Raw genomic sequence first — 26,763 nt, 5'->3', positions numbered from 1 at the left:
CAAATACATGAACTGAGGTTAGGCAAGCCTCTTGTAGAGAAGGAAAGGAAAATTTCTGGTAAGAGCGGCAAGCCTGCTGGCGAACGTTTACGCAACTATGTATGTTGGATATGCTACTAACCCCTAAAGTATCACTCAACAAACCAGTTGTTCGCTACAGTCTATGTCGTAATGAATACCGACACAGAAATTATTTAAGCCATTGAAAACTATCATAACGAAAGGATGGGTAACATTGACTTCTAACACACTTTCACAAAGAATACGTCAACATCAATATCTGCGTGATTTACGAAACAAATTACTCCACCTTCATAAGATGTTGCTGGAGACAGAACGCATTACCTACGAACAGGTTAGTGGACGAGTATCAAGTGGAGAACTACTTCAGCTAGTTATCGCTCATGAACAATTTGCTTGGCTACATCGTATTTCTGAGGTGGTTGTGCAAGTTGATGAAATGCTTGAAGCAGATGAACCGATAGCAATGGAGGATTTTGAAAAGTTGATTGCTGATGTCCGCACACTGATTGTACCGTTAGAGACGGGCAATACCTTCGAGAGAAAGTATTACAACGCTCTCCAGCGCGAACCTGCTGCTGTGTTGGCACATGCAGAAATATCAAGATTTCTCATGACTAAGATTTAAGGATAGCTATGTCAAGACTTGGGGCTTAAGCCCCAAGTTCTGGAGCAACCTCACAGGCAATCAGCATAAGCTTAAAGACTTATTGCACAGATGTTTGAATTAAAACTAACGCTTAATGTGAATTAAAAAAAAGGCGGGAGAAGTAAGAAGATGAAAGTTACCAGCTTTTCAACTCAGACTTCCCCGATGATTAGCATAGACTTTGGAACGTTATTAATGACATAGTGCCTGCTAATACAGATGAGAGAATTACTGCTGATGGTGTTTTAGAGATGGTTAATGCTAGTGATATTTACGCAGACAAGGGATTTATCTCTGCCGATTGGCAGGCTGTGCCCTAACAGCCAATTACCTATGACTCACTACCGGGAAAAAATACAGGTAAGATAAACGCTGTCAAAATTCCACCAAGCACAATCACCTCAATAATTCTGACATAAAAATTATTTTGTATAAAATTATTCATTTCCGCACCAAAGTTCGTTTGTAAGCTAGTTAACCAAGTACGGAAACGACTAGACCATTTAGCAGGGCTATCTTCTGGGCGAAACTTCCACGAAAACATTGAGAGTAACAACGGTGCACCACCCACCTTGGTAGACATCAAAACATGAATCGCCACACAGCCTACCATCACAACCCAGGTGCAAAGGTGGAAGGAGTACCAAATATGATGTAGCTGCCCTGCTGGAAGCCATTCTTCCTTCATCATCCTGCCAGAGTTCACAGCCAAAACAGCAGCAATGAGCATAAGAGTATTTACCAGACGTTGCAAGCTAACCCACCAAATCGGCTTGCCAACCTGGGTTAGTTGCTGCAAAGAATCAGATTGAAGCAGGCGCTTTTGTGCAGCATGAAAGCTATAGAGGGCAAAAGCAGGGAGAATAAGCAAGAAAAATAATGCAAAAGTGCCGTGAATGCCCTGAATATCCCCAATTTGAGGAAATGGTATTTTACCAAATCGGCGATCGTAAGTGTTGTAAACTAAAAATCCGGTAATAATTGCTGCGATAACTAAAATTCCACTTAAGCCGTGAAGAATTCGCAATAATAAAGGTTGATAGGGTACAGAACGGGGCATAACAATAATCCTAAGTAGCTTATTTCAGAAAATTGTAAGCATTCAGGAGGAAATTAACTCGGTTCTTGCGTTATTTCTATGCTTTAATAGCCAATACTGAACTATGGCAAAGACAAATATTAATAAAAATTTGAATATATGGCAGAAGTTCTCCATTTTACAGGATTTATCAAAGGAGTGATTTATAAAACTTACTTGGATGATAATTTAAGTAGGATTAATTTAGATGTATTTGATGTAAATAAAGAAAGGGGTTATGGATTAATCAAATCACCTACAACTGAAATTGCTTATTCAAAATGGGTATCACCTAAGAGAACCAGAAGTTATCCATTTGCCAGAATTTATAATACATATAATTCCTCGAAAGTTATAACTATTATTCCGGTGATTAAAGATGAGGGCAAAGATGGAGATATAGATAAAATTCAATACTCTACAATTTCTTGGATGAATTTGCTTAATATCTATATAGTACTTGCTTATTACGAAACAGCAAAAAAAAGTATTAAAAAAGGGCAAATTAATAAGAATAAATTGAGTAATCAAAAATTTGCTAATGATTTTGTTAAATTTCAAATTAGTGAAATATTAGCATATCGCCAAAGCGCACTTCATTGGAATAATAATTTATTTGAAGAAAGATTTACACAAACTTTTGAAAAAGCTCTAGATTCTTATGATTCTATTTTTCATCAAACTGGAGTAATAATTCACTCACGAGAAGGATTAGATAAATATTTACATAAGATCAGAGAAGAGTTTGAGGAATTTAAGAATATTTCTCTTAAAGGTTCTCAGAATGCTAGTAAGAGAGAAGCGCTGACTTCTCATAAGCTAGAATATTTAGTGGATGGATTAAAAGCAACTTTTAGTATTGAAAACTATCTTGGCGGAATTTACTATTTGACTCCTAATGAGATAATATTCGAGAACAACATATATATTATACAAGAGTCAAAAAATACTTCAACAGCATCTTTGCCAAAGCTTCCTGATATTCAAGATGGTTTATTCAAGCTAATTTTATTTTCTAATTTAGATTCTTTAGTATTGAATGGGCAGAAAGTATTATTTGCTACAAAGCTCAAACTTACAGGTAACAATATTATTGGTTCTATTGTCTTTCCAGATGCATCACTAGAAGAACTCAAATATTTTTTAGAAGTTAATATTAAAAATTTTAATACAAATCAAAAAATAATTATTAAAAAATTGGCTTTAGAAACTTCAAATAGAAGTATCCAGTAATTTTTCAACCTTATAATTTTTGGTTATGATCAAAAGTCCTCTCCGATATCCTGGTGGTAAGTCAAAAGCAATAAATCAAATAGTTAAATACTTGCCAGAGAACTTTTCTGAATTTAGAGAACCTTTTGTAGGTGGTGGTTCTGTATTTATTTACTTAAAACAAAAGTTCCCTAATATCAAGATTTGGATTAACGATTTAAACCGCGAACTCTTCTTATTCTGGAAGGTTGCCCAGTCTGATATAACTCAATTAGTTAAAGAAATTCGACATATTAAAGTTAAACATACAGATGGTAAATTACTCTTTATAGAATTAACTAGTGTAGATATTAATAATTTATCTGATTTAGAAAGAGCAGTTCGGTTTTTCGTCCTCAATAGAATTACTTTTTCAGGAACTGTAGAATCAGGCGGTTTTTCTGAACAAGCTTTCGATAAAAGATTTACTGATTCTTCAATAGAACGGCTAGAAAAGTTAGAAAATATTTTATCAGAAAATGTCCAAATTAGTAATTTGGATTACAGCCACCTATTAAAATCAGAAGGGGAAGATGTATTTTTATTTTTAGATCCGCCATATTTTAGCGCTACAAAATCAAAACTATACGGTAAATATGGTGACTTGCACACTTATTTTGAACATCAGAGGTTTGCTAACCTTTTGCAACAATGTCATCATCGCTGGCTAATTACCTACGACGACTCACTGCACATTCGAGACAATTTTCAATGGGCTAATATTTCAGAGTGGGAATTACAGTATGGGATGAATAACTATAAGCAGAGTAGTGCAGCTAAAGGAAAAGAGTTATTCATTACAAACTACGAAGTTAAACTTGATTTGAAGAAAAAATCACAAGTTCAGAATCTTGCTAATCCAGCTTGGCAATTAAGCCTTGAGATTTAAACTTAACTTTTATAGCTTCCAATTTTCCGGTAGGATAACCCCATAGCTCTCAATATAGCTACAACATACAAACCTTAGCTATGATAACTTCTCCAATCCTTGCTCAAGAATCCTCTGCTAGCTGGTATGTCCTGCTGCAACAATTAATAGATGGCCAATCCTTGTCCCGTACTCAAGCTGCTGAATTAATGCAAGGTTGGCTCAGTGAAGCGGTTCCCCCAGAGTTATCAGGGGCTATTTTAACAGCGCTGAACTTTAGAGGCATTTCTGCCGACGAGTTGACTGGTATGGCTGAAGTATTACAATCCCAATGTTCACCACTCAGCACTCAGCACTTAGAATTCAGCACTGTAATAGATACCTGTGGCACTGGTGGAGATGGATCATCAACCTTTAATATTTCTACAGCCGTTGCATTTGTTGCCGCAGCATCTGGTATACCTGTCGCCAAACACGGCAATCGTTCAGCGTCAAGTCTCACGGGGAGCGCAGATGTATTGGAAGCCTTGGGTGTAAACTTGAGTGCCTCTAGTGAAAAGGTGCAAGCCGCACTACAAGAAGTAGGGATCACTTTCTTGTTTGCCCCTGGTTGGCATCCAGCACTCAAGGCGGTTGCCTCATTACGGCGGACTTTGAAAGTGCGAACAATTTTTAATTTGCTTGGGCCGTTAGTAAATCCCTTGCGTCCAACTGGGCAGGTAGTGGGCTTATTTACTCCTAAGCTTTTGGCAACTGTTGCCGAAGCTTTACAGAATTTGGGCAAGGAAAAGGCGATTGTGCTGCACGGACGAGAAAAACTTGATGAGGCTGGGTTGGGAGATTTAACTGACTTGGCGGTGTTATCAGACGGAGAAGTGCAGTTAACTACCATTAATCCCCTAGATTTGGATCTAACACCTGCTTCTATAGGTATGCTTCGGGGTGGTGATGTCCAAGAGAATGCGGTGATTCTGAAGGCGGTACTCCAAGGTAAGGGAACTCAGGCGCAACAAGATGCAGTAGCGTTGAATGCATCGTTGGCGCTGCAAGTAGCAGGTACGATCGCACTCCTAGATCACGCCCAAGGGATTAAAATCGCTAAGGATATTCTACAAAGTGGGGCTGCTTGGACGAAGTTGGAGCAGTTAGTTGAGTTTCTGGGGAATTGAATTGCGATCGCAGTTGCGGACGAAATTCTACTACATTACGTTTAATGGTGACATCGTAATTGCCAAAAAAGTCATGTCCCAGAAGTCCAGTTTCTAGTTCCGCACCTGCGATCGCTACTGCTACTCTATTTACTATTACCCCGCCAGCTGCCATCGAATTGACATAGCCCACAGGAAATTCTACAGCTCTTGCACTAGCGGTATTTGCCTTAGCTTTCCCTACGGGCACTATTCCCAAGGTATTTGCCATCTCTTGGGTAATTACAGTGCCACTGGCTCCCGTATCCACAATCATCTCAAATTGTTGCTGCCCATTAAAAGTAACTTCGACAATTGGCGTTCCACCAATTCGCCTTTTAATTGGTGCTGTAAACACTTCTTGAGCTGGAATCACTACTGCTGATGACGGCAAAGCTGGCTTTATTGATAACGGTTTTGTTTCTTCTGGAGGCAAGGTATACTTTGGTGTGATTGGTGTCTGGGGAACTGCAACTACTACCCTCTTCGGTTCGGCAAGGCGCACAGGGCGAGGAGCAGCTTGTTGTTGAGCATATTTGATTTGGCGACGATATTCAGTGATTTTGGTTTGAGCGATCGCAAACTCTGGGCTTTGCCGCCGGACTCTTTGCATCAGCGCGATCGCATCCTGGTACTGATTCGCTACCAAAATCCAATCACCTGGAGATTGAGCAGATCGGCTGATGCTCCAAGCGCCAACCGCTTTGTCTAGTCCCATCTCAAAAAGACTTGGTTCACTGTCAGACGGCTCTAGCGACTGTGGTTCTGGAGTAGAGGTAACTGCTGGTGTTGCTGGTTCGACGGCAGGCTGTACTGATGCCTGATCCCCAATTGGTGCGGGTTGCTCATTGCCACCAGTCGCCGTGTTTCGTTGGTCTTCACTACAGGCAACACACAAAACCGCTAGAGCGCTTGATAGAAAAATTAGGGTTGCACGGGATAAAAAAGACTGAAGCATAATTAATTTTAACCACCCAAGCTTTGCCAAAGCCACTCCCGCTAATTTAATTCCCTTTTAATTTTAATTAACTATTCTAAAAACTCCCAATTGCTCAACTCATGGGATAATTAACAATCGCAGTATTTGTGAATGGGGAATAGGGGCTGGGGAATAGAGACTAGGGAATAGGAAATAAAGATTAAAAATACTATTTTCTTCCAAATCCCCAGTACCCAATCCCCAATCCCCAATCCCCACTCCCCAATTTACTATGCCCCTGACTGACGCAATACCAGCTTTACTTGTCCTGGCAGACGGAACCACTTATCGCGGTTGGTCTTTTGGTGCTACGGGAACCGCGATCGGAGAAGTGGTGTTCAACACTGGCATGACCGGCTACCAAGAAGTACTAACCGATCCCAGTTACTGCGGTCAAATTGTCATTTTTACCTATCCTGAATTAGGAAATACTGGCGTTAATCCTGAAGATGAGGAATCAAATGCGCCCCAAATTCGGGGTGCGATCGCTCGGAATATTTGTCACCGACCGAGTAACTGGCGATCAACACAATCCTTACCAGACTACCTTAAACAAAACCAAGTACCAGGGATATACGGCATTGATACCCGCGCCCTCACCCGCAAAATTCGGATGTTTGGAGCCATGAACGGAGGCATTTCCACAACCATCCTCGATGAAGCGGAATTGCTAGAGCTGGTACAGGCGGCTCCCAACATGGCGGGATTGAATCTGGTTCGGGAAGTCACCACCCCAAATGCTTATGAATGGTCAGATCCCACAATTCCAGCTTGGGAATTCAACTCTGAAACTGCGGAAAATCTTGGAGAACCCTTTACCGTTGTTGCCCTTGACTTTGGCGTAAAACGTAATATTTTGCGTCGCTTAACAAGTTATGGTTGTCGGGTAATTGTTGTGCCTGCTGATACGCCACCAGAAGAAATCCTCAATTACAATCCAGATGGTGTGTTTCTTTCAAATGGGCCTGGCGACCCTGCTGCCGTCACAGAAGGGATTGCAACTGCCAAAGCGCTTCTGTTAAGTGAAAAGCCCATCTTTGGTATTTGTATGGGACACCAAATTTTAGGTCATGCACTAGGGGCAGAAACCTATAAACTCAAATTTGGTCATCGTGGTTTAAATCAGCCAGCCGGTTTACAACAACGGATAGAAATTACCAGCCAAAACCATAGTTTTGCTATAGACCCAGATTCTTTACCTACGGCAGTTGTGGAAATCAGTCACTTGAACTTGAACGATCGCACCGTTGCCGGGGTACGTCACAAATCTCTACCTGTATTCTCTGTACAATATCACCCAGAAGCAAGTCCTGGCCCTCACGATGCTGATTACTTATTTGAGCAATTTGTTCAAGTCATGCGAACAGCACGTCAAGCCGCAACAGCCGAAGTAAGGTAAAAATAGGGAATGGGGAATAGGGTATGAAACATGGGAACTAACTTGGGACTAGGAAAGAGTTTTTCAATGCCCAATGCCCAATGCCCAATGCCCAATGCCCAATGCCCCAGTAGATTGTAGACAACTTGCTCAAAAACCATCTATACTTGAGCGTTCACTTTAACTCATGAGGAGGGAATTATTGCTGAGCCACTGAATCTAACCGTTAGCCTGAGGGGCACTCGTGAAGTCCGGGATAACTGTCAGCTATTCCGCCTCACAGGTTTGTTAGATGCCTTTTCTGAGCCGACATTTCGCAAGGTACTTGGCAGTAAGATTGACGAGGGCCCTAAGCATATTATTTTGGATCTCTCACAAATCGACTTTATTGATAGCTCTGGCTTGGGTGCTTTGGTGCAGCTAGCCAAGCAGGCTCAAACTGCTGAAGGCACTTTGCAAATTGTCACGAATGCCCGGGTAACTCAAACGGTCAAGCTTGTTCGCCTAGAAAAGTTTCTCTCCCTGCAAAAATCAGTTGAAGAAGCTCTAGAAAACGTCAAGTAGTCTTGATTGCTTGAACCGAGAGACCAATTCGGCTATCCAGATTCAACATCGGATAGCTTAATTTTTAAAACTTCTGGCAGAAAACCTCTCTCCTTGTGGGAGAGGCACAAAGCCAGTTAAGCTATTATGTTTAAAGTTGACCAATAACAAAAATATAGACACCCAATTCTTGGGTCTGTAATTGTCGGCTAGAATATCAGATAAACAATCAAGTCTAAGAAATTTGTAAGAAACACAAAGTCAGCAGATTTCTTTATGGGTAAACTTGACTTGATGCTGTAACTGTATAGTTAAAAATTGTCGCTTACCAAGTAAGCATTGGCAAGGCGATCAAGTAACAGGTGAGTTTGATGTCATGATTTTACACCATCTTAGACACAGACCACAAGTAAGCGCAATTTGATTTATAGGCGTTGACATTAGGATAATGTAAAATGCCAACTCTCAATCAAAAAGATAGAATTAGTAAGTATTTCTGATAGTATTGATTATGCTAAGTATGGTATTATGGCTTACTTCAGAAAAATCAGTCTTTGCAAAAAATGCCTGCCAAATGTAGCCCGTCAAGGAATGATTTATTGTGAAGTCACAGGAGGAAGAGCTATTAGATACACAAGACGAAACTCCTAAACAGAGTTTATCTTGGACTCAAGCACTCTTGACAACCACAGCGCCATTCCAACAGATTTCCCTCTCACAAGTGCAACAAATTTCTCCTACTGCTTTAGCATATTTGGGGGATGCAATTTATGAGTTGTATGTTAGAATGTTCTATCTGCTGCCATTGCAGCGGTCAGGAATTTACCATCGTTTGGTAGTGGAGCAGGTAAGAGCGGAAACACAAGCACTACATTTGCGATCGCTGGTTCCTCATTTAAGGGACACCGAATTAGAAATTGTCCGACGGGGTAGAAACGCCGCTACAGGACGCCCTAAGCGACTTAATCCCGAAATTTATCAACAGGCAACTAGTCTAGAAACCTTAATAGGCTACTTATATCTCACCGATTACCAGCGTCTAACCGAACTGTTGCAAATGCTTCATGTAGAAAAAGGGTGAAAACTCAATTTCACAACAATAGGTAAAGCAGTAGATTAGGTTTTAGAAATTCAGGTAATCGGTATGTTCAACCATACGCTATATCATATCCATCACTCAAATGCAGAATAAACCGAGAAAAATCATCAAGACTTCTACTAATGAACCCAATCGTGGGCAACCCGTAAAAATTCAGGGCAAGCGTGTTATTACTAATCCTACTCGCAATCCCAGGAAAGTAGATAGCAACCCGATTTCTGTTGCTAATCCCACTCGCAATCCCAGGAAAATAGATGTTGCTAATCCTACCCGCAATCCCAAAAAAGTAGATAGCAACCCGATCTCTGGCAACTCCCGCCAACGAAATAACAACTTTTCCCAGCCGCCTGTATCTACACAACCCATAGAAGAAGATAACGATCTCATCTATGGTCGTCATCCAGTATTGAGTGCGTTGCAAAATCAGCGCAATCTCAACCGTCTCTGGATTACTACCCGTCTACGCTACGATCCCAGCTTTCACCATTTTCTCCTCCAAGCGAAGGAAAATGGCACAGTTATTGATGAGGTTGAACCTAAGCGCTTAGACTATCTCACCAACGGGGCCAATCACCAAGGTGTGGCAGCACAAGTTGCTCCTTACGCCTACATCGAATTGCCCGATTTAATTGAACAGGCAAAAGCTGTAACCGATCCCGTAATTGTAGTAGCTGACGGAATTACTGATCCCCACAACTTGGGAGCAATTATTCGCACCGCCGAAGCAATAGGCGCTCAAGGTTTGGTAATTCCTCAAAGAAGAGCATCTGGGATAACTTCCACTGTCATGAAAGTGGCAGCAGGCGCTTTAGAAAATTTCGCTGTAGCTAGAGTTGTTAACCTCAGCCGCGCCTTAGAAGAGTTAAAAGAAGCTGGGTATTGGATTTATGGCACTGCTGCAAGTGGTAGCGAACCCGTACATACAGTGAATTTCACTGGCCCAATCGTTTTGGTCATCGGCTCAGAAGGTGAAGGTCTGGGTATGTTGACTCAACGTTCGTGTGATTTCTTGATATCGATTCCTCTACAAGGTAAGACTCCTAGCCTCAATGCTTCTGTAGCAGCAGGTATGACACTTTATGAAATTTACCGTCAGCGATCGCTAAACACCCTGCACTTAGATAAATTACAAAAAAATTCTTTGAAAAAATAACCCTAACAGAGTATAAAGAAATGTAAAAGATAATAAAGCAACATATCGTTTAACACCCTGTAGACGTTTATAAACTCGCGAAAACCATGAAAACCATTTGGCATAACCTCAAGGAAGTGTTAATTAACACATTCGACTCCCTCGGCTTGGCTTGGTGGGTAGAGATTGTGACACAAAATCCCCGTTGCACATACTACTTCGGGCCATTCCTAAGTTCTTCTGAAGCAAGATTGTCAAGCATTGGATATATAGAAGATTTGGAGATCGAAGGAGCTACGGGAATTGCTGTAAATGTCAAGCGTTGCAAACCTAACACCTTAACAATTGCTGAAGACTTGGGGGAAAGATTTGACCGCAAAGTACAGCCTGCCTTTGGCGGTCAAATTTAAGTTAAGTTAGTTAGGCCAGAGAATGAACCGGATGCGAGGATGCAGGGACGCAAAAACACGGAGACACTGAGAGAGAATTCTTTTACTGTGTTATTGCGTCTTTTCCACTCACCGCGTCACCACATCTTCACTCTCCATTTCTCCTTCGTCAATAGTCAAAATTTTTAAAATATTCGACTATTGACTACCAACTACCTGCGGATGAACTTCGAGCCAATGGTCAATATCATTCAGCACCTGCTGGGGGACTTCCCACGGAAAAAGATGGGCAGTGTTAGGATAGCACTGCCACTGAGAATTGTTCAGGTGTTGAGCAGTTTCTAAACTGGAATCAGATGTGATGTGGCGGTCTTGATCACCAGCAAGTACTAAACCAGGACATTGTATTTGTTGCAAATCTAGAAGTCGGTTATAGCCCGATTGAATTGCACTCGAAAGGGCGCGAGTAGCAGCAGGAGAGGTTTGTAAATAAGCTGGTACTGCTTCAGTCGCAATGTAGTTGTAAGTGGTAGATGTATGTTGTTGAATTAGGTAGCGGAAAAGCGATCGCTTACCAAAAGTTTCAATATTCCATTGCCAACTTGGTTTTATATAGTTTAGTAGGCCAGCAACGCCAGTATATAAATTATCCTGCCAAGTGATAGGAGGATGACTGCCACGGGGTTTTGCGGCTGTCGCCACTAAAATCAGCCCTGTAATACGCTCTGGCAAACGTAATGCCAGTTCCATTGCCAGAATGCCCCCAAGTGACCATCCCAATACTAAACACTTTTCAATCTCAAAGCGGTCTAGCAGGGCTTCTAAATCAGTCAAATGGTCATTCATATCAAAATTGCCATTCCAGCGACTTTTGCCGTATCCACGTAAATCAGGGGCAAAAGTTTTATAGCGTTTTGATAAATGATTGGTAAATACAGAAAGACTACGACCAGTACCAGGATGACCATGTAAGCCCAGAATGGGGAATCCTTGACCTTGGATGTAGACATTGAGACGTGCAGCAGTGGTAGGATGGCGATCGCTCATTACTCGTTGTTCTCCTGTCTAGTGATCGCTTGCATCGTTGTCGTATTTGCTTCAGCCCTTTCTGCTGTTTGCTCTAAAATTGCCTCAATTCGATTTGGCCTTTCTGTCATAGTGATTCGTTATATTATTTTTTTAATCGTGTCGTACAGCTAGCACAGCACGGCGAAAGTAATGTTGAAAGTACGCCACGAAATTAATCAAACTCAACAGTTAGTGCGAGAAACATATGTTCAAATTGAACAATACGCAAAAACTATAAATGAAAATGACTTCGATCCTGAGTTCAAAAAACTTCTTGATGATCTAGGGTATAAATCAGCCCTGAATTCCAATCGTCCTCTATCTCTGTTGGATATGGTCTTACGCATGGTGGCATCGAAGTTTTCTAAGATTTCAGTCAAATACCGCCATAGTGGATGATTTTTTAATTGTAGTATTGTCATATTTATTCTGCACTAATGTTCTGTTACCAAACCTAGAAAGTGCAACACACCATCAATAAACTTTGCATGAAACCGCCTATCACCGCCTTTAGCTAACACTTTTGATTTCAAACTTTTAACTTCTTACAGTTTTAAGAAATCGGTTCAAAAACCATTTGCGGAATCAACACCTCATCTTGTAATTGCCCAATACCCAAAAAGCGAGTCTCTTCATCATAAACTCGCACTATTTCAGGAACATCAAAAGTTAGAGAAATTCGCTGACCTTGACACCATTTTTGAGCAGATGCTGCTGCTAAAGTAACAGATGACAAATGTTGTAAAGCTGCATCTGGACAAATCGGTTGAAATGTATAGGCTTGCAGTTGAGTTTCTAAGTCTGTCAAAGTGAGACTATCTGTTAAATCGAAACCACTGCTTTGGGTGCGAATCAAAGCGGCAAGAGTGCCACCAGTTTCTAAAATTGCACCTAAGTCACGAGCGATCGCTCTAATATATGTACCAGAACCACAGGCGATCGCAACATCCAATTCGGGAAAATCTCCTTCTCTCCAGTCCAAAATATCTATCTGAAAAACTTCCACTGTTCGCACTGGAACTTCCACCGCTATCCCTTGGCGTGCTAAGTCGTAGAGACGTTTACCATCCACCTGGATTGCACTGTAACTAGGTGGTATTTGCTCAATCTTGCCTTCAAATTGTGGTAATGCACTTTTCACCTGTGCCAAACTCAATCCAGCACAAGGTTGAGAAGTAATGATTTCGCCTTGTAAATCATCGGTTGTGGTACGCACACCCAGCCGAATAGTGGCTTTATAACCTTTGTTCTCTGGCAGATATTGCAATAATCTTGTGGCTTTACCAAGGGCGATTGGTAAAACCCCTGTAGCAGCTGGATCTAAAGTTCCCGCATGTCCTACACGTTTGAGGCGCAACAATTTTCGTATCCGCGCTACGCAGTCGTGGGAAGTCCAGCCAAATGGTTTGTTTAAGTTGAGAAAACCTTGAGATAACACAAAATCAATAGTTACAGCTTCTAAATTCTATAAAATACTCATCAATATAATACTCAAAGCATCAGTATTCAGCAGTTAATGCTTGACAAAGCATTAATTTATACGCATTAATCAGGGTCAAAATATGCTCTCAGCGCCTTACCAAATAATACACAAAAAGTGCAGACAACGCCGAGAATTTTGGAAAGAAGAGAGCTAGAAAAGTAATTGGTTATTTTAAAAATAAAATAGGAGTAATAAAAGTTTTATATCGACATCAAGAATAGCCATTTTGGAGATGTTTTTCAGCAATAATTTACAAACAAAAGATCCCAGATTTCTTTAATAAGTTGGGGATCTGTGCCTGTCGTTGTTTGCGAATAAGATAGGATTGCTATATTCTCGATAGTTGCAAGCTGAATATCCTGAAATAAGAACTCACCTTCAGTAATGGCTCTGTTATTAAATGAATGAACTTTGACCATTATTAATCCAACTTGTGGAATTGAATACTCCTTCATCTTGCCAAAGTTCAATTAAATCAGCATCACCATCTCGATCAACATATCCAGTTAGATACTGTGTGTCACCCAATACTTTTTGAGTAAGAAATTTACTCGTTTTCGCGTAGCGTCTCCAAAGGAGAAGGCAACCAGAGGAGCAAGGGTGCACAGGGGAAGTGTTCTCCCTCGCTCGTCTGCTCACTTAACGAAGAGATGCCTTAAATCAAAGGTATTGGTGTACCTAGAAAGGGATCGATACTTCCTATATTAAATGAACCTAGTCCATCATTAATCCAATTTGTGGTATTGAATACTCCTCCATCTTGCCAAAGTTCAATTAAATCAGCAGCACCATCTTGATTAACATCTTCAGTTACATACTGTGTGTTATCTCTAAAGTCACCGACAAAATCTATGCTTCCTATATTAAATGAACCTAGACCATCATTAATCCAAGTTGTGGATTTGAATAGTCCTCCATCTTGCCAAACTTCAATTAAATCAGCAGCACCATCTCGATCAACATCTCCAGTTACATACTGTGTGTTATCTCTAAAGTCACCGACAAAATCTATGCTTCCTATATTATTAAATGAACCTAGACCATCATTAATCCAAGTTGTGGATTTGAATAGTCCTCCATCTTGCGAAACTTCAATTAAATCAGCATCACCATCTCGATCAACATCTCCAGTTACATACTGTGTGTTATCTCTAAAGCTACCGACAAAATTTATGATTACTAAGCTATTAGATGAACTATTATCTTCAGTTACATCCTCTGGGAAGTCTACAAAACCGGAAGAATCTAGGATTTCTTGGTTATTAATCAATGAACTATTATCTTCAGTTACATCCTCTAGCAGGTCTACAAAACCAGAAGAATCTAGGATTTCTTGGTTATTAATCAATGAACTATTATCTTCAGTTACATCCTCTAGCAGGTCTACAAAACCAGAAGAATCTGGGCTTTCTTGGTTATTAATAAATGAACTATTATCTTCAGTTACATCCTCTGGGAAGTCTAGAAAACCAGAAAAATCCGGGCTTTCTTGGTTATTATTAAGTAAACTATCATCTCCAGCTACATCCGGTGTGTTTTTTAGAAAATCATCGGCGAAATCTGGTTTTACAATGCTAACCATAAAGTTCCTTTATGCTTTTCAATATTATATAATCAATTTATTAAGAATCTATTAAACTGTTAAAAACATTTAACTAACTAGCAAGATGCTGTTTTAAAACTTCATAGATGCCTATAAATCCCCTTTTAAAAGGAGGACTTTGATTCCGGTCTCCCCCTTATCCTACAGTGTACACAGAAGTCTTAAAATTCTACCTAGTACTTGGTTTCGTCATCTAGCTCTAGGTTGTGCGATGGCGCACAGAGGAGGAACGACGTTCGCGCAGCGTGTCACAGACAAGCAATCGCAAAAACTAGACGATTATGCGATTATTTGTCTGCGACACGCTGCATTCGTAATGACCATTTATTGAATCTAGAAGGCTTGAAACATATCCTCTGCTAGATACGTAGTAAATATTAAGTTAATAAAATAAGTTGATATCTGTAAATACGACCGGGAATCAATGAAAACTGGCATTCAAAAAACAGCAGAAATCCTGGAGCAAGTTCACCAATTAGAATCTACACTGGGTCTAAAGAATGAAGCCTGTCGTTCAAAATTTTTGATTCACCCTGATTTTAGATCAAAAGTTTTTTTATTTTTGCATGGTTTTACAGCAGGCCCTTACCAGTTCGAGCCGCTCGGTAAAGCCTTTTTTAACATGGGATATAACGTTTTGACTCCTTTACAACCCGGTCATGGACGCTCCGGTGACTGGAGGCATCAAAACCCTCCACCCCTGCCAACAGATATTAAGATTTATCAAGAATTTGTAATTAAATGGTTACAGATTGCAAAAACCCTAGGTCAAGAAGTTGTGATTGGTGGATTATCAACTGGTGGAACTTTAGCTGCTTGGTTAGCTTTAGAGCATCCTGAGCAGATTGACTGCACCTTATTGTTCACGCCTTATTTGGGTAGCCGCTATTCACTATTCGATTTACTTATAAAAATCTTGCCAATTTACTTTGAATGGTTCAACAAAGATGCACCTGGTAATTTTGGTTATAAAGGTTTTCGTCTTAAGGCATTACGGATATTTCTGGAATTAGGATATCAGGTTTTAGAAAAGGCTCAAGGCTGTGTTTCTGCCCCTATCTTAATGGTATGTAGTGAAGCAGATCATGCTGTTAGTCGCTCGAAACAGCAAGATTTTTTCCGAAGAGTACTTAAGCAGCAACCAAAATCTTGGTATTACTGTTTCGATGATTCACTTCAAATCGAACACCGAATGATGACGAAACTGGAAGACAATGATTATGAGGAACTGATAATTACCCTTGCGAAAGCATTTGTTGAGAGTGATTTGACTTGGGTAGAGTTTGAGCAAATGGCAAAGCGGATCACGCAGGGACAAGCACATGACCAAATCATGCGAGAACTCAACTTTGATAGGCAAGTTTCTCAACAGCTATCTGCAATGATGACTCAAGCTTTCGGCTGTGAGCATCTCAAATGCATTAATCCAAATTCCTAGTGAGCATCCCAATTTTGCAAAAAAAACGAAGAGACTCAAAAAATATGTGTAGTCCAGTATAAATATTAGTCGCTTTCGAGCGATCGCTATAAATTTCTGCCGCAGAGATTCAATTGCAGAAGTTATACTAGCTATGTCATATATGCAGATTGTTTTAATTGTTTTATGTCTATTCAAGTCTACGGTATTCCAAACTGCGGCACTTGCAAAAAAGCTTTGACGTGGCTCCAAGACAACGGAATTAACTATGAGTTTATCAACACCAGAGAGACTCCGCCGACCCGTGAGCAGATCCAAAACTGGGTAAAGTCTTTGAGTTTTGCTCCCATGCGAAATACCTCTGGTCAATCCTACCGCGCTTTAGGAGATCAAAAAAAGACTTGGACGCATGAACAGTGGATTGATGCATTTACTCACGACGCAATGCTGCTCAAACGTCCACTTTTCGTCAAAGATGGAACAGCTGTGCTGGTCGGCTTTAAAGATGAGGCAGTCGTTCAAGAAAAATTAGGGCTTTAGTCAAGGAGCAACGCAATTTGGTAATATCGAGGTTAAATTATCAATTACATTGCTGCACCAAGCCGAAGGATGAAAGGCAGAAGTGAAGAGTGTTTTAGCCTAGTTCATGTTCTTGATATAGCTAAGTTTTTCCTGTTTCCAATCGTTTTACTTATCTCGAACAAGTCCACCTATATTAGGATTTACGCATAAATATTCTCTGGGAAAATTGGGTATAAAGTTTACTATTAACGCTGCCAATGATATATTAATCGCCCATGACGATCACGCACAAGTTCCCATTGTCCATGACGATATGGTTGTCCGTGATAACGTATAGAACGATAGCGTCGTCTATAATAATGTCGTCGATTACGTTGGCGTTGATAATAATATTGTCTAGTCCGTTGCCGTCTATGATAACGTCCTCGAGTCCGTCGATGAGCTAACAAAAGCTCTTCACTTTGCTCTCCAATTAATTTTGTCTCTACATCAAGATGTTCATTGAGAACATTATCTAAAGTATTATCTTTGGCTTCAGCTAAAGCAGGTGGGTACACAAAGGCTAATAGCAGAAATGCGATTAAGGATAGCTTTTTGAAACGGTTCACGTCTTTGCTTTTCCTAGACTATTGTTACTAATTTTATTTAATACTGAAGTTGAGTAACTATGTAGTTCAGAATTCACAAACTTGAGTACCGCAAAAGTAATAAAAGTACTTATATTAAATGTGAAAATGCTAACTACGACGGGCAACCAGATGATGTGCATCTGTTATGAAGCAAATGGACAGGCCTTTGGTAAGCTAACTGTAACTTTAGTTCCTTGCCCTACTTGACTAGACAAGGTGATATCACCACCATGTAAATCGACACAAGCTTTAGCGATCGCTAGCCCTAATCCTGTACCGGGGATTGTGTCAACATTACTTCCACGGCTGAAGGATTGAAACAAATTTTCTTGATCTGCCATTGGGATACCAATTCCCTGATCTTTGATATAAAAGATTACTTGTGATTCTTTACCGATCAGGTGGAATTCTACAGTACCTCCATCTGGAGAGTACTTAATTGCATTGGATATTAAGTTAATAAAAATTTGCTGCAAAAGTCCGCGATCGCCCCAAAAGCCCTGGTTATTACCAGTAATTTGAAAAATCAATTCGTGGCGATCGCTTACTGTTTCTCGCTCTTGTTCTATCAGATCAGAAAAAAATTGCAGTAGATCGAGCAGAATAGGCTTAATTTTGGATTTTTCCAGTTCAAATTGGTTAACTAGAAGCATATTATCCACTAGCTTGGACATATACCTTGCTTTCTGTTCAATGATTCCCAAGAACCTCTGTTGTTTAGACTCATCCAGTTGCTGGCTATGTTTTACCAAAGTTGATGCAGCCGCAAGAATTGAAGTTAGTGGCGTTCGATACTCATGGGAAACCGTTGCAATGATTTGAGATTTAAATACATTGAGTTGCTTTTCTTTGGCAAGCGCTGCTTGAGTTTGGGCTAGCAATTCCGCTTGTTGGATGGCGATCGCTAGTTGCACTGAGACTTCATTGAGCATTTGGGCATCATCAGTTTGCCACTGTCGTTCCCCAGAATTATGGTCAGCAATCAACAAACCCCAAAGTTTGGGGGTTGGGTTCCCATTGTTACTCAGATTAATAGGAACTACCAGATTTGCCTTAGTATTAAATTGCTCTTTCAGGCTGAGACAATTACACAAGCCAAACTCATAGTTATAAGGGATGGGGGATTGGGGATTGGGCAGAAGAGGCAGAGGGGCAGGGTGCAGCGTGCAAGGGGGAGAATAAGTAATTAATTGACCTCTTTCCTTCCTCTGCTCCCTGCTCCCCGCTCCCTGCTCCCCTGCTTCTTCCCTAGCCCCGACGCGATCGCACAATGTTACAGTGCGGCATGGCTCAACTGAGGAGGCAACTATTTTACCGTCGCTATCTGGGGCGAACTGATACACCATCACGCGATCGCACTTCAAAAGTTGCTGTACCTCAGTTACAGCCGTATTCAAAATTTCCTCTAGGTTAAGAGACTGGCGAATTCGTAAAGCAGTCGTGGCAATTAAGCGTTGTTGCTCTTGAGTTTTGTTGAGTTGGGCTTGCAAGCACGATTGTTTGATGGCGTTGCGGACTGTTATTTGCAGCACATCCTGTGTCAGATTTTGCTTGACCAAATAATCCAAAGCACCTTGTTTCATTGCTTGCACAGCTATTTCTTCATCACCACGCCCTGTCAACATAATCACAGGGACAGATGTCTCCAATATCTCCTGCTGCATCTGATCGAAGAGTTCTAACCCACTCATATCAGGTAGGCAAAAATCTAGGAGGATGACATCAAACCGCATTTTTTGGCATAAAGCAAGTGCTTCTTCTGCACAGTCTGCCTCCAAAATCTGGTAGGACTGGTGCGGATCTTTCAACAGATATCGACGATAGATTTTTCGATCTGCTGCACAATCATCGATGATGAGTAGCGTCCATGTGTCCAACATATACAAGTATGAGGCTTAGGGAGCCATGTAGATCCTTTTTATCCAGATTGTGTTTTTATTGCATAATTCTAAAAATAATATAAAATAAGTGTAAATAAAATCTAAATTCTTTAGTAATTCTAAAGTAATACAAATATTCATAAAACAAGAAAATGGGGAAAATGCATTTAAAAGAGACAAACAGACACAGTGACTCAAGGAGGAAAGTGTCTCTGTGTCCTCTGAGCCGTCTCCTTTGTTATCCTTTTTTCCCTAGTGCCTCATCGACAGAGAATAAACAAATTAATCCAAGACTGGCGGCATATTCGCTTCAAGCCAATAGTCCACAAATGCTTGAATCGTCTTTTTTAGTTCCTGAGCATCCATCGGCTTTACCAGATATCCATTTGCGCCCTTTTGGTAGCACAGTTCAATATCTTTGGGGTTAGATGATGTGGTAAAAACAACAATGGGGATTTCCTTGAAACTCTTATCTTGCTTAAGCCGATCTAAAATGTCACGGCCATCAATACCTGGCAAATTTAGATCGAGCAAGATAACAGAAGGTCGTAGTGCTACTTTAGAGTTGCGTAAGGCTTCGCTTCCTTGTTGATGAAGGAATTCTAAAACCTCATCCCCATTAGTACAACGATGTATGGGGTTCTGGACGGACATGTGCCGCATCAGACGTTGTAGCATCCGAAAATCTTCATTGCTGTCCTCAACAACAAGCAGAGGTTCATGAAGTTTTTTTGTCATTCGTGGTCTTAAAAGAACTTAACAAAAATATATATTTGGTTATTATCTTAAACTATTCCAGGGTGAAATAGAAAATTGAGCTAACGCCTACAGTAGATTCAACCCAAATTTGACCATTATGAAGCTCAACAATCTTCTTAACAATAGCTAGTCCTGCACCTGCTCCTCCACCGTACTTTTCCTGCGAGTGGAGCCGCTTAAATAGTCGAAAAATAGTTTCTAAGTGATGCTGTGGAATACCAATACCGTTATCTCGGATATAAAAGATTGGGAATTGGGAATTGAAGATTGGGAATTGGGAATTGGGAATTGGGGATTGGTCAATAATCAATAGTTCATCTTCCCCTGCTTCCCCTGCTCCCCCTGCTCCCCCTGCCCCCTGCCCCCTGCTCCCTGCCCCCTGCTCCCTGCTCCCTGCTCCCTGCTCCTCTTCTTGAGAAAGGTAGCCAATCTCAACCCATTGCTCTGGCTTATCGTTGTATTTAAATGCATTGCCGAGGAGATTACTGAAGACTTCATTAACGAGAACTCGGTCACACTGAACTGTTGGTAAAGGCCGGGGAATGCGAATATCCACAAGCGCAGAGTCTTGGCGACTAGCACGAAAGACATCAATTACTTGGTTGAGCAATTCATTGAGGTCAGTTGCTTGCTCTCGCAGTTGTGCTTGTCCTAACTGCGAGAGTCGCAGCAGAGCATTAATTAGAGTTTCCATGCGTATAGACAAGGACACTACTGTTTGCAAACACTCTATTCCCTCATCATCTAAGACTTGGGCATAATCTTCTAGCAGCACCGTCGAGAAGTTATAAATTCCCCGCAAAGGCTCTTTGAGGTCATGGGAAGCGGCGTAGGCAAAGGAGGCTAATTCCCGGTTGCTACGCTCTAATTCTAGGTTGATTTTAGCTAGCTCATCCGCCTTAGATAGTACAATACCAACGATCGCATTACTCAGAGCGATCGCACTCTCAAGTTCGCAAGTTTCCCAAGGTAGAGAAGTTAATCTAACCGTTTCTTGCCATTGTTCAAAGGATTTTCGTGGACATAGAATAAGGCTACCATCCATCTGAGCTTGAATGGATTCGTTGGGATTACCTGCCCAGTTTACCGTTTGGATAACTTCAGGGCGAAACCAAAGAATATAATAGCGTCGGACTTTAGAAATTCGCAGTAGCAGCAAGCCACTGGCAGTATCTTTAAAGATGAGCGCCTCTGGGTAAAGTTTCGGCAGAGAATTAGTGAAAAACAGGTTGTCATTAACTTGAATATCCGCCCATTCAATTAACGCCCGAACTTCATGAATATTCGGTGTTGCTCCCACAAAGTTAATTTCATTATCCAGACAAACCGCAGCTCCAGAGGCACTAACAAGATCCAGCAAGCGGATTTCAGGTTTAATTAAAGCATCAATAAAATTATCTGCCTGAGAAATAGACTCTAAAAAATCAGCCTGTAGTGATTTCAGTTTTACCTTATAGTTCCATTCTGAATAACTAATTTTATGCGCTAATTCAGAAGACACAATCTGTCCCAAAAATTCGCACATCTTTAGCACTTCGTAAGAAATATACTTTGGTGTTAAATGATGGCAAGATATTAATCCCCAAAGCTTCTGCTCTTGAATGAGCGAAATCACCAAAAGAGCCTTTACTCCCATATTTTGATGATATTCAGCACAACATGAATCAAAACTTCGTAGCAGAGAGTAACTTAAGTCAAGAGGCTGATGTATTGTCGGATTTTCCGGTGGAACTAGTTTAATAGGTTCGGCTATCAAATCGGGGAGAAATCGCAGAAAGCAGCGTGTGTATAACTCCCTAGCCTGCGCTGGAATATCTGTAGCGGGATAGTGGAGTCCTAAATAAGGTGATAAATCTTCCCGTTTAACTTCCGAAATTACAGAACCCGCTCCGGACTGGTCAAATTTATAGACCATTACCCGATCAAAGCCGATGATTTTTTGGACTTCTTCAGCTACTATATGCAAAAATTCTATCAGGTTTGATGTCCTTTGCATTTTAGCGATCGCTTCACCCGCCAAAGCATGAAAGTCTAAAAAACTCATCTCAGATTTTGAGTCAGTCGGTTCTAACTCCAGAATCACAGCCTCTTCTGTACGATGAACAATGCCGTCAAAGTATCGTTCCTGATGCAAAGTATTTATTGATACTTTAAAAGCATTAGCAATGCCAATTTTTTTTGCCAAGCACTGCTTTACAGCTTCCATTTGTTGAGATTCTAGCAAATGGCTCAATGGTTGACCAAGCAAATCTTCTGGCTCTTTGCCCAAATATACTTGGGTATTGTTGCTAACTTGCACTATCTCTAGCTGGGTACTGAGTGCTAGTAGAACGCCATGAGGTTGAATAGAGCCAGGTATGTGGATAGGTTTGCGATCGTGGTTAGTCAGAGCAGTAGCTTGGGTAATAGTATTTTCAGGCTGCCTCATAAATCAACTTATGTAAAGCTGATTTTTACAATAGCGCAATTAAATGTCACATTTCTTTAAAGTATATCCTAAGATGTCAAATGGGTTCTATAAGTGCTATTCACATAACAAGAGTATGTTGTGCAACCGAGTGCTGTATTCAGCATTGATTACGAAGTATTTATAATGCTGATATACGCATTTTTGCTACTGCTCTTAAAATAAATTGTGATTAAACACATAAACCTCATCTATTTTGAAAACCGTAGTTTTTGCCCTCACCCTAGTAGGGGAAGGGACTTATTTCCGGCTCCCCTTCTCCCAAATTTGGGAGAAGGGGCTGGGGTATGAGGGTTTTTTCTGTTCATACGGAAAGAACTACAGTTTTCAAGGTGGACGCGGTTTAACAGTACCCGACTGGAGCCATACAAATATTTATTTGGGAACATAAGTTTATGACCTCAACCACAACTTATACTTACGATGCTGACGGCAAACTGATATCCCAGAGCATAGACAACAACAGTGATGGGACAATAGACTCAGTTATTAACTACGGCTATAACCTGATATCGGAAAGCTCTTACGGCAACGGTGACGTAATTCCTTATTATGTAACAACCTATACTTATGATGCCAAGGGCAACCAGATATCCTCTAGCGATGACAACAAGAGTGACAACATTCCTGATTCTGTAAAAAGTTATACTTATGATGCCAAGGGTAACCAGACATCCTTTAGCTATGACTACAACGGCGACGCCATTCCTGATTCTGTAAAAAGTTATACTTATGATGCCAAGGGCAACCAGACATCCTCTAGCGATGACAACAACGGCGACGGCATTCCTGATTCTGTAACAACCTATACTTATGATGCCAAGGGCAACCTGACATCCTCTAGCAATGACTATAACGGCAACGGCATCGCTGAGAGCGTCACAACCTATACCTATACTTATGATGCCAAGGGCAACCTGACATCCTCTAGCCCCGACTATAACGGCGACGGCGTCGGTGATGAGATAACAACTTATACTTATGATGTCAACGGCAACTTGACATCGGAAAGCAAAGACTATGACAGCAACGGCATAATTAATTTTTTCTTTACTGGCGAAGCCGGGGACCCCGTAGCTGATTATGTCGAAACTTATACTTATGATGCCAAGGGCAATCGGTTATCGGCAAGCCTAGACTACATTGGCGACGGCATAGCTGAGAGTGTCACAACCTATACTTATAATGCCAACGGCAATCTGACATCCTCTAGCTCTGACTACAATAGCGAGGGCGAAACTGATGGTATCTATGGCTTAAAGTCCGACGGCATAGCTGAAAGTGTGACTACCTATATCTATGGACTTACAAGCGCCAGTTATGATTTTAATAATGATGATGTAATTGATGCAGTTGGTATCTATAGCTACGATGCTAAGGGAAAACTAACTACACAGAAGATTGACAATAATCAGGATGGCATCATTGATGAGGTAACTGCTTACAGCTACGATGCTAACAACAAACTCACTGCACAGGTAGTTGACAAAAATAATAATGGCCTGGCTGACGAGATTACCAGTTACAACTACGATGCCGATGGCAAACTAACTTCAGCAGATATTGACAATAACAGCGATGGTATTATTGATGCAGTTGCCAGTTATTTATATGATGCCAACGGTCAACTGCTCAGTACAACCACCAACGATGCAAATGTACCGAATAAAACCTTATACGGTAGCAGTTGTAAAGATACACTCACTGGTGGAACTGGCAACGATCAAATTTTCGGGAAAAACGGCAACGATAAACTATTTGGATTAGCAGGAAATGACAAAATAGTTGCTGGTAACGGTAATGATATCCTCAACGGTGGCGCTGGTAGTGATACCCTCACAGGCGGTTGTGGGAATGATGAATTTGTAATCAACAACCTAAGTGATTCGCTGCTGTCTAGTTTTGATAAAATTACTGACCTAAAAATCGGTGAAGATAAAATTGATGGTCTGAATGCAGTTTCAGCCACCAATTTGCTTCAACTTGGCTCGGTTGCAAGTTTGAATCTGTCAGACGTACAACAGATATTGAGTACAACTGCTTTTGTGGCTAAAGGTGCGGCAACTTTTACCTTAGGTACAGGCAATAATGGGCGGACTTTTGTGGCACTCAATGACAGTAGTAATGGATTTTTTGCCCTTACTGATGCTGTTGTTGAGATTAGTGGCTACAAAGGCGACTTAACTGATTTAGCGATTGTTTAACTTACGTCTGTACAAAGTCAAATAAAAATCATCACATGCAGCAATGCAATACCAATATCCAACATCCAAAATCCGAAGCTGACTATGGTGTTGGGGAGTTTTTTTTTGCGGGTTTGGCTCCTTTAATATCCAGCAGTTGTGCTAATTCGGTTGTATCCAACGACTTGACGAGATTCAAACCAAGCGACTTACTAGAAATGCTTTGAGTGTAGGCGGCGTTTAGGTAAGAAATATATTGCGGTTTTCCTACAACATAAGTTTGGAAGAAAGGTAAACTCAAAACATTCATGTAACGACGCGCTTGGGAGGCATCGCCAATCATATCGGCAGGTAATGCTACTTGTTGATTTGCGGGGTTGCCATTGCCAATGGTGGAAAAGTGAGTGCCACCTACAAGCATGACGAGATACTTTTGTGAATTTGCAAGCCAGGAGAAAGGTAGAATTTGCTCCGATAAAGCTGGTGCAACTGTATCATCACTACTGCTGACAATCATCACTGGAGTTTTAATTTGGCTTAAGCCAGCTTTGCCGAAAATAGAACTAGTAATGGGATTAACTGCGATCGCAGCTTTCACTCTCTCATCTCGCAGGTTATAATCCTTGCCAGACTTGCTGATGCTCAATTCTAAAGCGCGACACTGAAGCAGTAAAGACATATTCCAGGTATTTTGCAGTGCTGCTGGTTGACAGTCTTGTTCTAGCTGCTCAAAGTTGATTTTAGCGCCTGCTAGGGCTAAGGCTGTGTAGCCTCCCAATGATTGACCAAATACTCCCACTTGTTGCAGATTTAGGCGACCTTTAAACCGTGAATCAGATTGATTACCTTTTTCCAATTGATTCAGGATATATGTGACATCTAAAGGTCTGTCTTTAAATTCACTTGGTTCTGCTATTTCACTGGCGCGTCTATTTAACAGAGAATGTAATTGTTTAGCATCACTACCAGGATGATTGGGAACGACGACGGCGAATCCGTAAGAAGCTAGGTGAGTGGCTAAATATTGAAAGTTGCTGCTATCTAAACCCAAGCCGTGAGAAATCACAATTATGGGTGCGGTATTCTGGACATTGGGAATATAAACATCAGTTAATAAAAGCCGATTACGTGTTGAGTCAAAAAACTTTAGGGTGTATTTTTGCGACTTCAACTTTCCCGGAACTTGTAAATCAGGTAATTGCGATAAATTTGGTTGTTTGATAGTAGCAGCTTCTATTTTAGACCCTTGGGAAACTGCTGTGATCGCTCGATGGGTTTGGTTAACAAGTTTCTCCAATTCTGTAGCTATTTCCAAAGTCTCTGCGACATCAAGGCGAATGCTGCTGGTGGGATATTTCCGCAACACATTCAAAAGTGTCAAGCCGGACGATTCAGCAGAGGCTAAAATTAGCGCCGAACGTAAAGTACCAAATCCTGGTTCTGGGTGACTGCTTTTAATGACTCGCGCTAACCGTTGCAGCAAAAATTCTCCTTGCGGTGTGTAGAGAAGTTGCGAAACTACTACTGGACTGACTTTCACACGATTGAGTAAAATCTGTCGCAATTCTTGAAGCTGTTGTAGAGGCAGATATTGCTGATAAGCTGCCAAATCTTCGTTAATTACACCTGTTTTAGCGTAGTTTTCTAAAGTAGCGACTGAAATGGAAAGCTCTAAACCTGAATAAGATGCATAAATCTGCTCTGCTGCCAATACAGAATTACTAATTCCAAATGTTGGCAGCACCATTGAAAGAACCAGCAATAGGGAATTTTTTCTCAGGGTGCTGGCCCAATTACCAAACAAACTATTCATCGCTCAACTATTTCGGTGGTCTGGTTTTATCAGGTGTTGGCTTTGGTAGTTATTCGGGCGCCCTGCTTGGTTTACTTAAAGTTATTAGCCTGGATTTTATCAAAACAGAATTTAGGAGTTAGACTGCTCTAATAATTAATTCTGACTACTAAATTCTGATTTCTGAATTCTTCTTCAAGAATTTTCTTTCTTGGCTACAATGTCAAAAATCAGATACTACAGAGTCAAGTAGATGGGTAAAATATCCATTTTATAAGAGGCTGACTCTCGTAGTTTGCCTTCACTATCAAATCATAACAAATAAAAAATACTCTGCCTCAGTATTTATATTGTAGCTTTGAAGATGGCACAAATTCACTCAATGA

24 protein-coding genes are annotated in these 26,763 nt (G+C 40.9%); 13 read left to right on the top strand and 11 right to left on the bottom strand.

The window, feature by feature from the left end:
* Positions 1 to 235 precede the first annotated feature (235 nt).
* Positions 236 to 649 carry a hypothetical protein gene (locus tag H6G26_RS02200; protein ID WP_190727704.1) on the top strand — a complete coding sequence of 138 codons (414 nt, stop codon included), beginning with the start codon at positions 236 to 238 and terminating at the stop codon, positions 647 to 649.
* A 352-nt stretch (positions 650 to 1,001) separates the two neighbouring features.
* Here H6G26_RS02200 and H6G26_RS02195 read toward each other — a convergent pair whose 3' ends face one another.
* On the bottom strand, positions 1,002 to 1,730 hold the full coding sequence (locus H6G26_RS02195; protein WP_190727703.1) for a cytochrome b/b6 domain-containing protein: 729 nt from the start codon (positions 1,728 to 1,730) through the stop codon (positions 1,002 to 1,004).
* Positions 1,731 to 1,868: 138 nt separating this feature from the next.
* On the opposite strand from H6G26_RS02195, the gene H6G26_RS02190 reads away from it, so the two are divergent.
* The 3 genes from H6G26_RS02190 to trpD all read left to right on the top strand — a co-directional run bounded on the left by H6G26_RS02190 (position 1,869) and on the right by trpD (position 5,036).
* Positions 1,869 to 2,981, top strand: coding sequence for a hypothetical protein (locus H6G26_RS02190; protein WP_190727702.1), 1,113 nt, complete (start codon positions 1,869 to 1,871; stop codon positions 2,979 to 2,981).
* Between the two features lie 25 nt (positions 2,982 to 3,006).
* A complete protein-coding gene (locus tag H6G26_RS02185) occupies positions 3,007 to 3,888 on the top strand; it encodes a DNA adenine methylase (protein ID WP_190727701.1) in 882 nt (293 codons plus the stop codon).
* Positions 3,889 to 3,968: 80 nt separating this feature from the next.
* Complete coding sequence (gene trpD / locus H6G26_RS02180) at positions 3,969 to 5,036, top strand: anthranilate phosphoribosyltransferase (RefSeq protein WP_190727700.1); 1,068 nt, start codon at positions 3,969 to 3,971, stop codon at positions 5,034 to 5,036.
* On the opposite strand, the gene H6G26_RS02175 is transcribed toward trpD, so the two are convergent.
* Positions 4,966 to 6,012, bottom strand: coding sequence for a retropepsin-like aspartic protease (locus H6G26_RS02175; RefSeq protein ID WP_190727699.1), 1,047 nt, complete (start codon positions 6,010 to 6,012; stop codon positions 4,966 to 4,968). The genes trpD and H6G26_RS02175 overlap by 71 nt on opposite strands.
* 253 nt (positions 6,013 to 6,265) lie before the next feature.
* Between H6G26_RS02175 and carA the strand changes: the two genes are divergently transcribed.
* From carA to H6G26_RS02150, 5 genes are all read left to right on the top strand, one after another.
* On the top strand, positions 6,266 to 7,432 hold the full coding sequence (gene carA, locus H6G26_RS02170) for a glutamine-hydrolyzing carbamoyl-phosphate synthase small subunit (RefSeq protein ID WP_190727698.1): 1,167 nt from the start codon (positions 6,266 to 6,268) through the stop codon (positions 7,430 to 7,432).
* 177 nt (positions 7,433 to 7,609) lie between these two features.
* Positions 7,610 to 7,975: an STAS domain-containing protein gene (locus tag H6G26_RS02165; protein ID WP_190727785.1), complete on the top strand. Its 366-nt coding sequence runs from the start codon at positions 7,610 to 7,612 to the stop codon at positions 7,973 to 7,975.
* Between the two features lie 580 nt (positions 7,976 to 8,555).
* The gene (locus tag H6G26_RS02160; protein ID WP_190727697.1) at positions 8,556 to 9,035 is read left to right on the top strand and encodes a ribonuclease III domain-containing protein; all 480 of its coding nucleotides are present in this window, start codon (positions 8,556 to 8,558) and stop codon (positions 9,033 to 9,035) included.
* A 100-nt stretch (positions 9,036 to 9,135) separates the two neighbouring features.
* Positions 9,136 to 10,206, top strand: coding sequence for a 23S rRNA (guanosine(2251)-2'-O)-methyltransferase RlmB (gene rlmB, locus H6G26_RS02155; protein WP_190727696.1), 1,071 nt, complete (start codon positions 9,136 to 9,138; stop codon positions 10,204 to 10,206).
* Between the two features lie 86 nt (positions 10,207 to 10,292).
* Positions 10,293 to 10,595, top strand: coding sequence for a DUF1816 domain-containing protein (locus H6G26_RS02150; protein ID WP_190727695.1), 303 nt, complete (start codon positions 10,293 to 10,295; stop codon positions 10,593 to 10,595).
* Between the two features lie 177 nt (positions 10,596 to 10,772).
* On the opposite strand, the gene H6G26_RS02145 is transcribed toward H6G26_RS02150, so the two are convergent.
* Entirely contained in the window at positions 10,773 to 11,621 is an 849-nt protein-coding gene (locus tag H6G26_RS02145) for an alpha/beta hydrolase (protein WP_190727694.1), read from the bottom strand.
* 171 nt (positions 11,622 to 11,792) lie between these two features.
* Here H6G26_RS02145 and H6G26_RS02140 point away from each other — a divergent pair, with 171 nt between their 5' ends.
* The gene (locus H6G26_RS02140; protein ID WP_190727693.1) at positions 11,793 to 12,041 is read left to right on the top strand and encodes a hypothetical protein; all 249 of its coding nucleotides are present in this window, start codon (positions 11,793 to 11,795) and stop codon (positions 12,039 to 12,041) included.
* Between the two features lie 154 nt (positions 12,042 to 12,195).
* Here H6G26_RS02140 and truB read toward each other — a convergent pair whose 3' ends face one another.
* From truB to H6G26_RS02130, 3 genes are all read right to left on the bottom strand, one after another.
* Entirely contained in the window at positions 12,196 to 13,080 is an 885-nt protein-coding gene (gene truB, locus H6G26_RS02135; RefSeq protein WP_190727692.1) for a tRNA pseudouridine(55) synthase TruB, read from the bottom strand.
* 441 nt (positions 13,081 to 13,521) lie between these two features.
* The gene (locus H6G26_RS43680; protein WP_277883753.1) at positions 13,522 to 13,653 is read right to left on the bottom strand and encodes a hypothetical protein; all 132 of its coding nucleotides are present in this window, start codon (positions 13,651 to 13,653) and stop codon (positions 13,522 to 13,524) included.
* A gap of 127 nt (positions 13,654 to 13,780) precedes the next feature.
* Positions 13,781 to 14,707 carry a VCBS repeat-containing protein gene (locus tag H6G26_RS02130; protein ID WP_190727691.1) on the bottom strand — a complete coding sequence of 309 codons (927 nt, stop codon included), beginning with the start codon at positions 14,705 to 14,707 and terminating at the stop codon, positions 13,781 to 13,783.
* Between the two features lie 445 nt (positions 14,708 to 15,152).
* Between H6G26_RS02130 and H6G26_RS02125 the strand changes: the two genes are divergently transcribed.
* Both H6G26_RS02125 and H6G26_RS02120 read left to right on the top strand, forming a co-directional pair.
* Complete coding sequence (locus tag H6G26_RS02125) at positions 15,153 to 16,166, top strand: alpha/beta fold hydrolase (RefSeq protein ID WP_190727690.1); 1,014 nt, start codon at positions 15,153 to 15,155, stop codon at positions 16,164 to 16,166.
* A gap of 165 nt (positions 16,167 to 16,331) precedes the next feature.
* Complete coding sequence (locus tag H6G26_RS02120) at positions 16,332 to 16,685, top strand: Spx/MgsR family RNA polymerase-binding regulatory protein (RefSeq protein WP_190727689.1); 354 nt, start codon at positions 16,332 to 16,334, stop codon at positions 16,683 to 16,685.
* A 227-nt stretch (positions 16,686 to 16,912) separates the two neighbouring features.
* Here the strand turns inward: H6G26_RS02120 and H6G26_RS02115 are convergent, their stop codons facing one another.
* From H6G26_RS02115 to H6G26_RS02100, 4 genes are all read right to left on the bottom strand, one after another.
* A complete protein-coding gene (locus tag H6G26_RS02115; protein WP_190727688.1) occupies positions 16,913 to 17,275 on the bottom strand; it encodes a hypothetical protein in 363 nt (120 codons plus the stop codon).
* A 164-nt stretch (positions 17,276 to 17,439) separates the two neighbouring features.
* The gene (locus H6G26_RS02110; RefSeq protein WP_190727687.1) at positions 17,440 to 19,176 is read right to left on the bottom strand and encodes an ATP-binding protein; all 1,737 of its coding nucleotides are present in this window, start codon (positions 19,174 to 19,176) and stop codon (positions 17,440 to 17,442) included.
* Between the two features lie 282 nt (positions 19,177 to 19,458).
* Positions 19,459 to 19,914 carry a response regulator gene (locus H6G26_RS02105; RefSeq protein WP_190727686.1) on the bottom strand — a complete coding sequence of 152 codons (456 nt, stop codon included), beginning with the start codon at positions 19,912 to 19,914 and terminating at the stop codon, positions 19,459 to 19,461.
* A 52-nt stretch (positions 19,915 to 19,966) separates the two neighbouring features.
* Complete coding sequence (locus tag H6G26_RS02100; protein WP_190727685.1) at positions 19,967 to 22,363, bottom strand: ATP-binding protein; 2,397 nt, start codon at positions 22,361 to 22,363, stop codon at positions 19,967 to 19,969.
* Between the two features lie 434 nt (positions 22,364 to 22,797).
* On the opposite strand from H6G26_RS02100, the gene H6G26_RS02095 reads away from it, so the two are divergent.
* Positions 22,798 to 24,606: a bluetail domain-containing putative surface protein gene (locus tag H6G26_RS02095; protein ID WP_190727684.1), complete on the top strand. Its 1,809-nt coding sequence runs from the start codon at positions 22,798 to 22,800 to the stop codon at positions 24,604 to 24,606.
* A gap of 82 nt (positions 24,607 to 24,688) precedes the next feature.
* Here H6G26_RS02095 and H6G26_RS02090 read toward each other — a convergent pair whose 3' ends face one another.
* Positions 24,689 to 26,332 (bottom strand): alpha/beta hydrolase, encoded by a 1,644-nt coding sequence (locus H6G26_RS02090; protein WP_242053558.1) that lies wholly within the window; start codon positions 26,330 to 26,332, stop codon positions 24,689 to 24,691.
* Positions 26,333 to 26,763: the final 431 nt, after the last annotated feature.

The organism is Nostoc sp. FACHB-888, from assembly GCF_014696655.1.
Classification (GTDB): domain Bacteria; phylum Cyanobacteriota; class Cyanobacteriia; order Cyanobacteriales; family Nostocaceae; genus Nostoc.
This window is presented reverse-complemented; position numbering and strand designations above follow the sequence as displayed.

Excerpts from the sequence above, each read along its gene's own strand:
- H6G26_RS02145 (WP_190727694.1), bottom strand. The coding sequence starts at position 11,621 with ATGAGCGATCGCCATCCTACCACTGCTGCACGTCTCAATGTCTACATC.
- H6G26_RS02195 (WP_190727703.1), bottom strand. The coding sequence starts at position 1,730 with ATGCCCCGTTCTGTACCCTATCAACCTTTATTATTGCGAATTCTTCAC.
- trpD (WP_190727700.1), top strand. The coding sequence starts at position 3,969 with ATGATAACTTCTCCAATCCTTGCTCAAGAATCCTCTGCTAGCTGGTAT.
- H6G26_RS02095 (WP_190727684.1), top strand. The coding sequence starts at position 22,798 with ATGACCTCAACCACAACTTATACTTACGATGCTGACGGCAAACTGATA.
- H6G26_RS02100 (WP_190727685.1), bottom strand. The coding sequence starts at position 22,363 with ATGAGGCAGCCTGAAAATACTATTACCCAAGCTACTGCTCTGACTAAC.
- H6G26_RS02130 (WP_190727691.1), bottom strand. The coding sequence starts at position 14,707 with ATGGTTAGCATTGTAAAACCAGATTTCGCCGATGATTTTCTAAAAAAC.
- H6G26_RS02120 (WP_190727689.1), top strand. The coding sequence starts at position 16,332 with ATGTCTATTCAAGTCTACGGTATTCCAAACTGCGGCACTTGCAAAAAA.
- H6G26_RS02140 (WP_190727693.1), top strand. The coding sequence starts at position 11,793 with ATGTTGAAAGTACGCCACGAAATTAATCAAACTCAACAGTTAGTGCGA.
- H6G26_RS02175 (WP_190727699.1), bottom strand. The coding sequence starts at position 6,012 with ATGCTTCAGTCTTTTTTATCCCGTGCAACCCTAATTTTTCTATCAAGC.
- H6G26_RS02110 (WP_190727687.1), bottom strand. The coding sequence starts at position 19,176 with ATGTTGGACACATGGACGCTACTCATCATCGATGATTGTGCAGCAGAT.
- rlmB (WP_190727696.1), top strand. The coding sequence starts at position 9,136 with ATGCAGAATAAACCGAGAAAAATCATCAAGACTTCTACTAATGAACCC.
- carA (WP_190727698.1), top strand. The coding sequence starts at position 6,266 with ATGCCCCTGACTGACGCAATACCAGCTTTACTTGTCCTGGCAGACGGA.
- H6G26_RS02105 (WP_190727686.1), bottom strand. The coding sequence starts at position 19,914 with ATGACAAAAAAACTTCATGAACCTCTGCTTGTTGTTGAGGACAGCAAT.
- H6G26_RS02090 (WP_242053558.1), bottom strand. The coding sequence starts at position 26,332 with ATGGTGCTGCCAACATTTGGAATTAGTAATTCTGTATTGGCAGCAGAG.
- H6G26_RS02150 (WP_190727695.1), top strand. The coding sequence starts at position 10,293 with ATGAAAACCATTTGGCATAACCTCAAGGAAGTGTTAATTAACACATTC.
- H6G26_RS02190 (WP_190727702.1), top strand. The coding sequence starts at position 1,869 with ATGGCAGAAGTTCTCCATTTTACAGGATTTATCAAAGGAGTGATTTAT.
- H6G26_RS02185 (WP_190727701.1), top strand. The coding sequence starts at position 3,007 with ATGATCAAAAGTCCTCTCCGATATCCTGGTGGTAAGTCAAAAGCAATA.
- H6G26_RS02125 (WP_190727690.1), top strand. The coding sequence starts at position 15,153 with ATGAAAACTGGCATTCAAAAAACAGCAGAAATCCTGGAGCAAGTTCAC.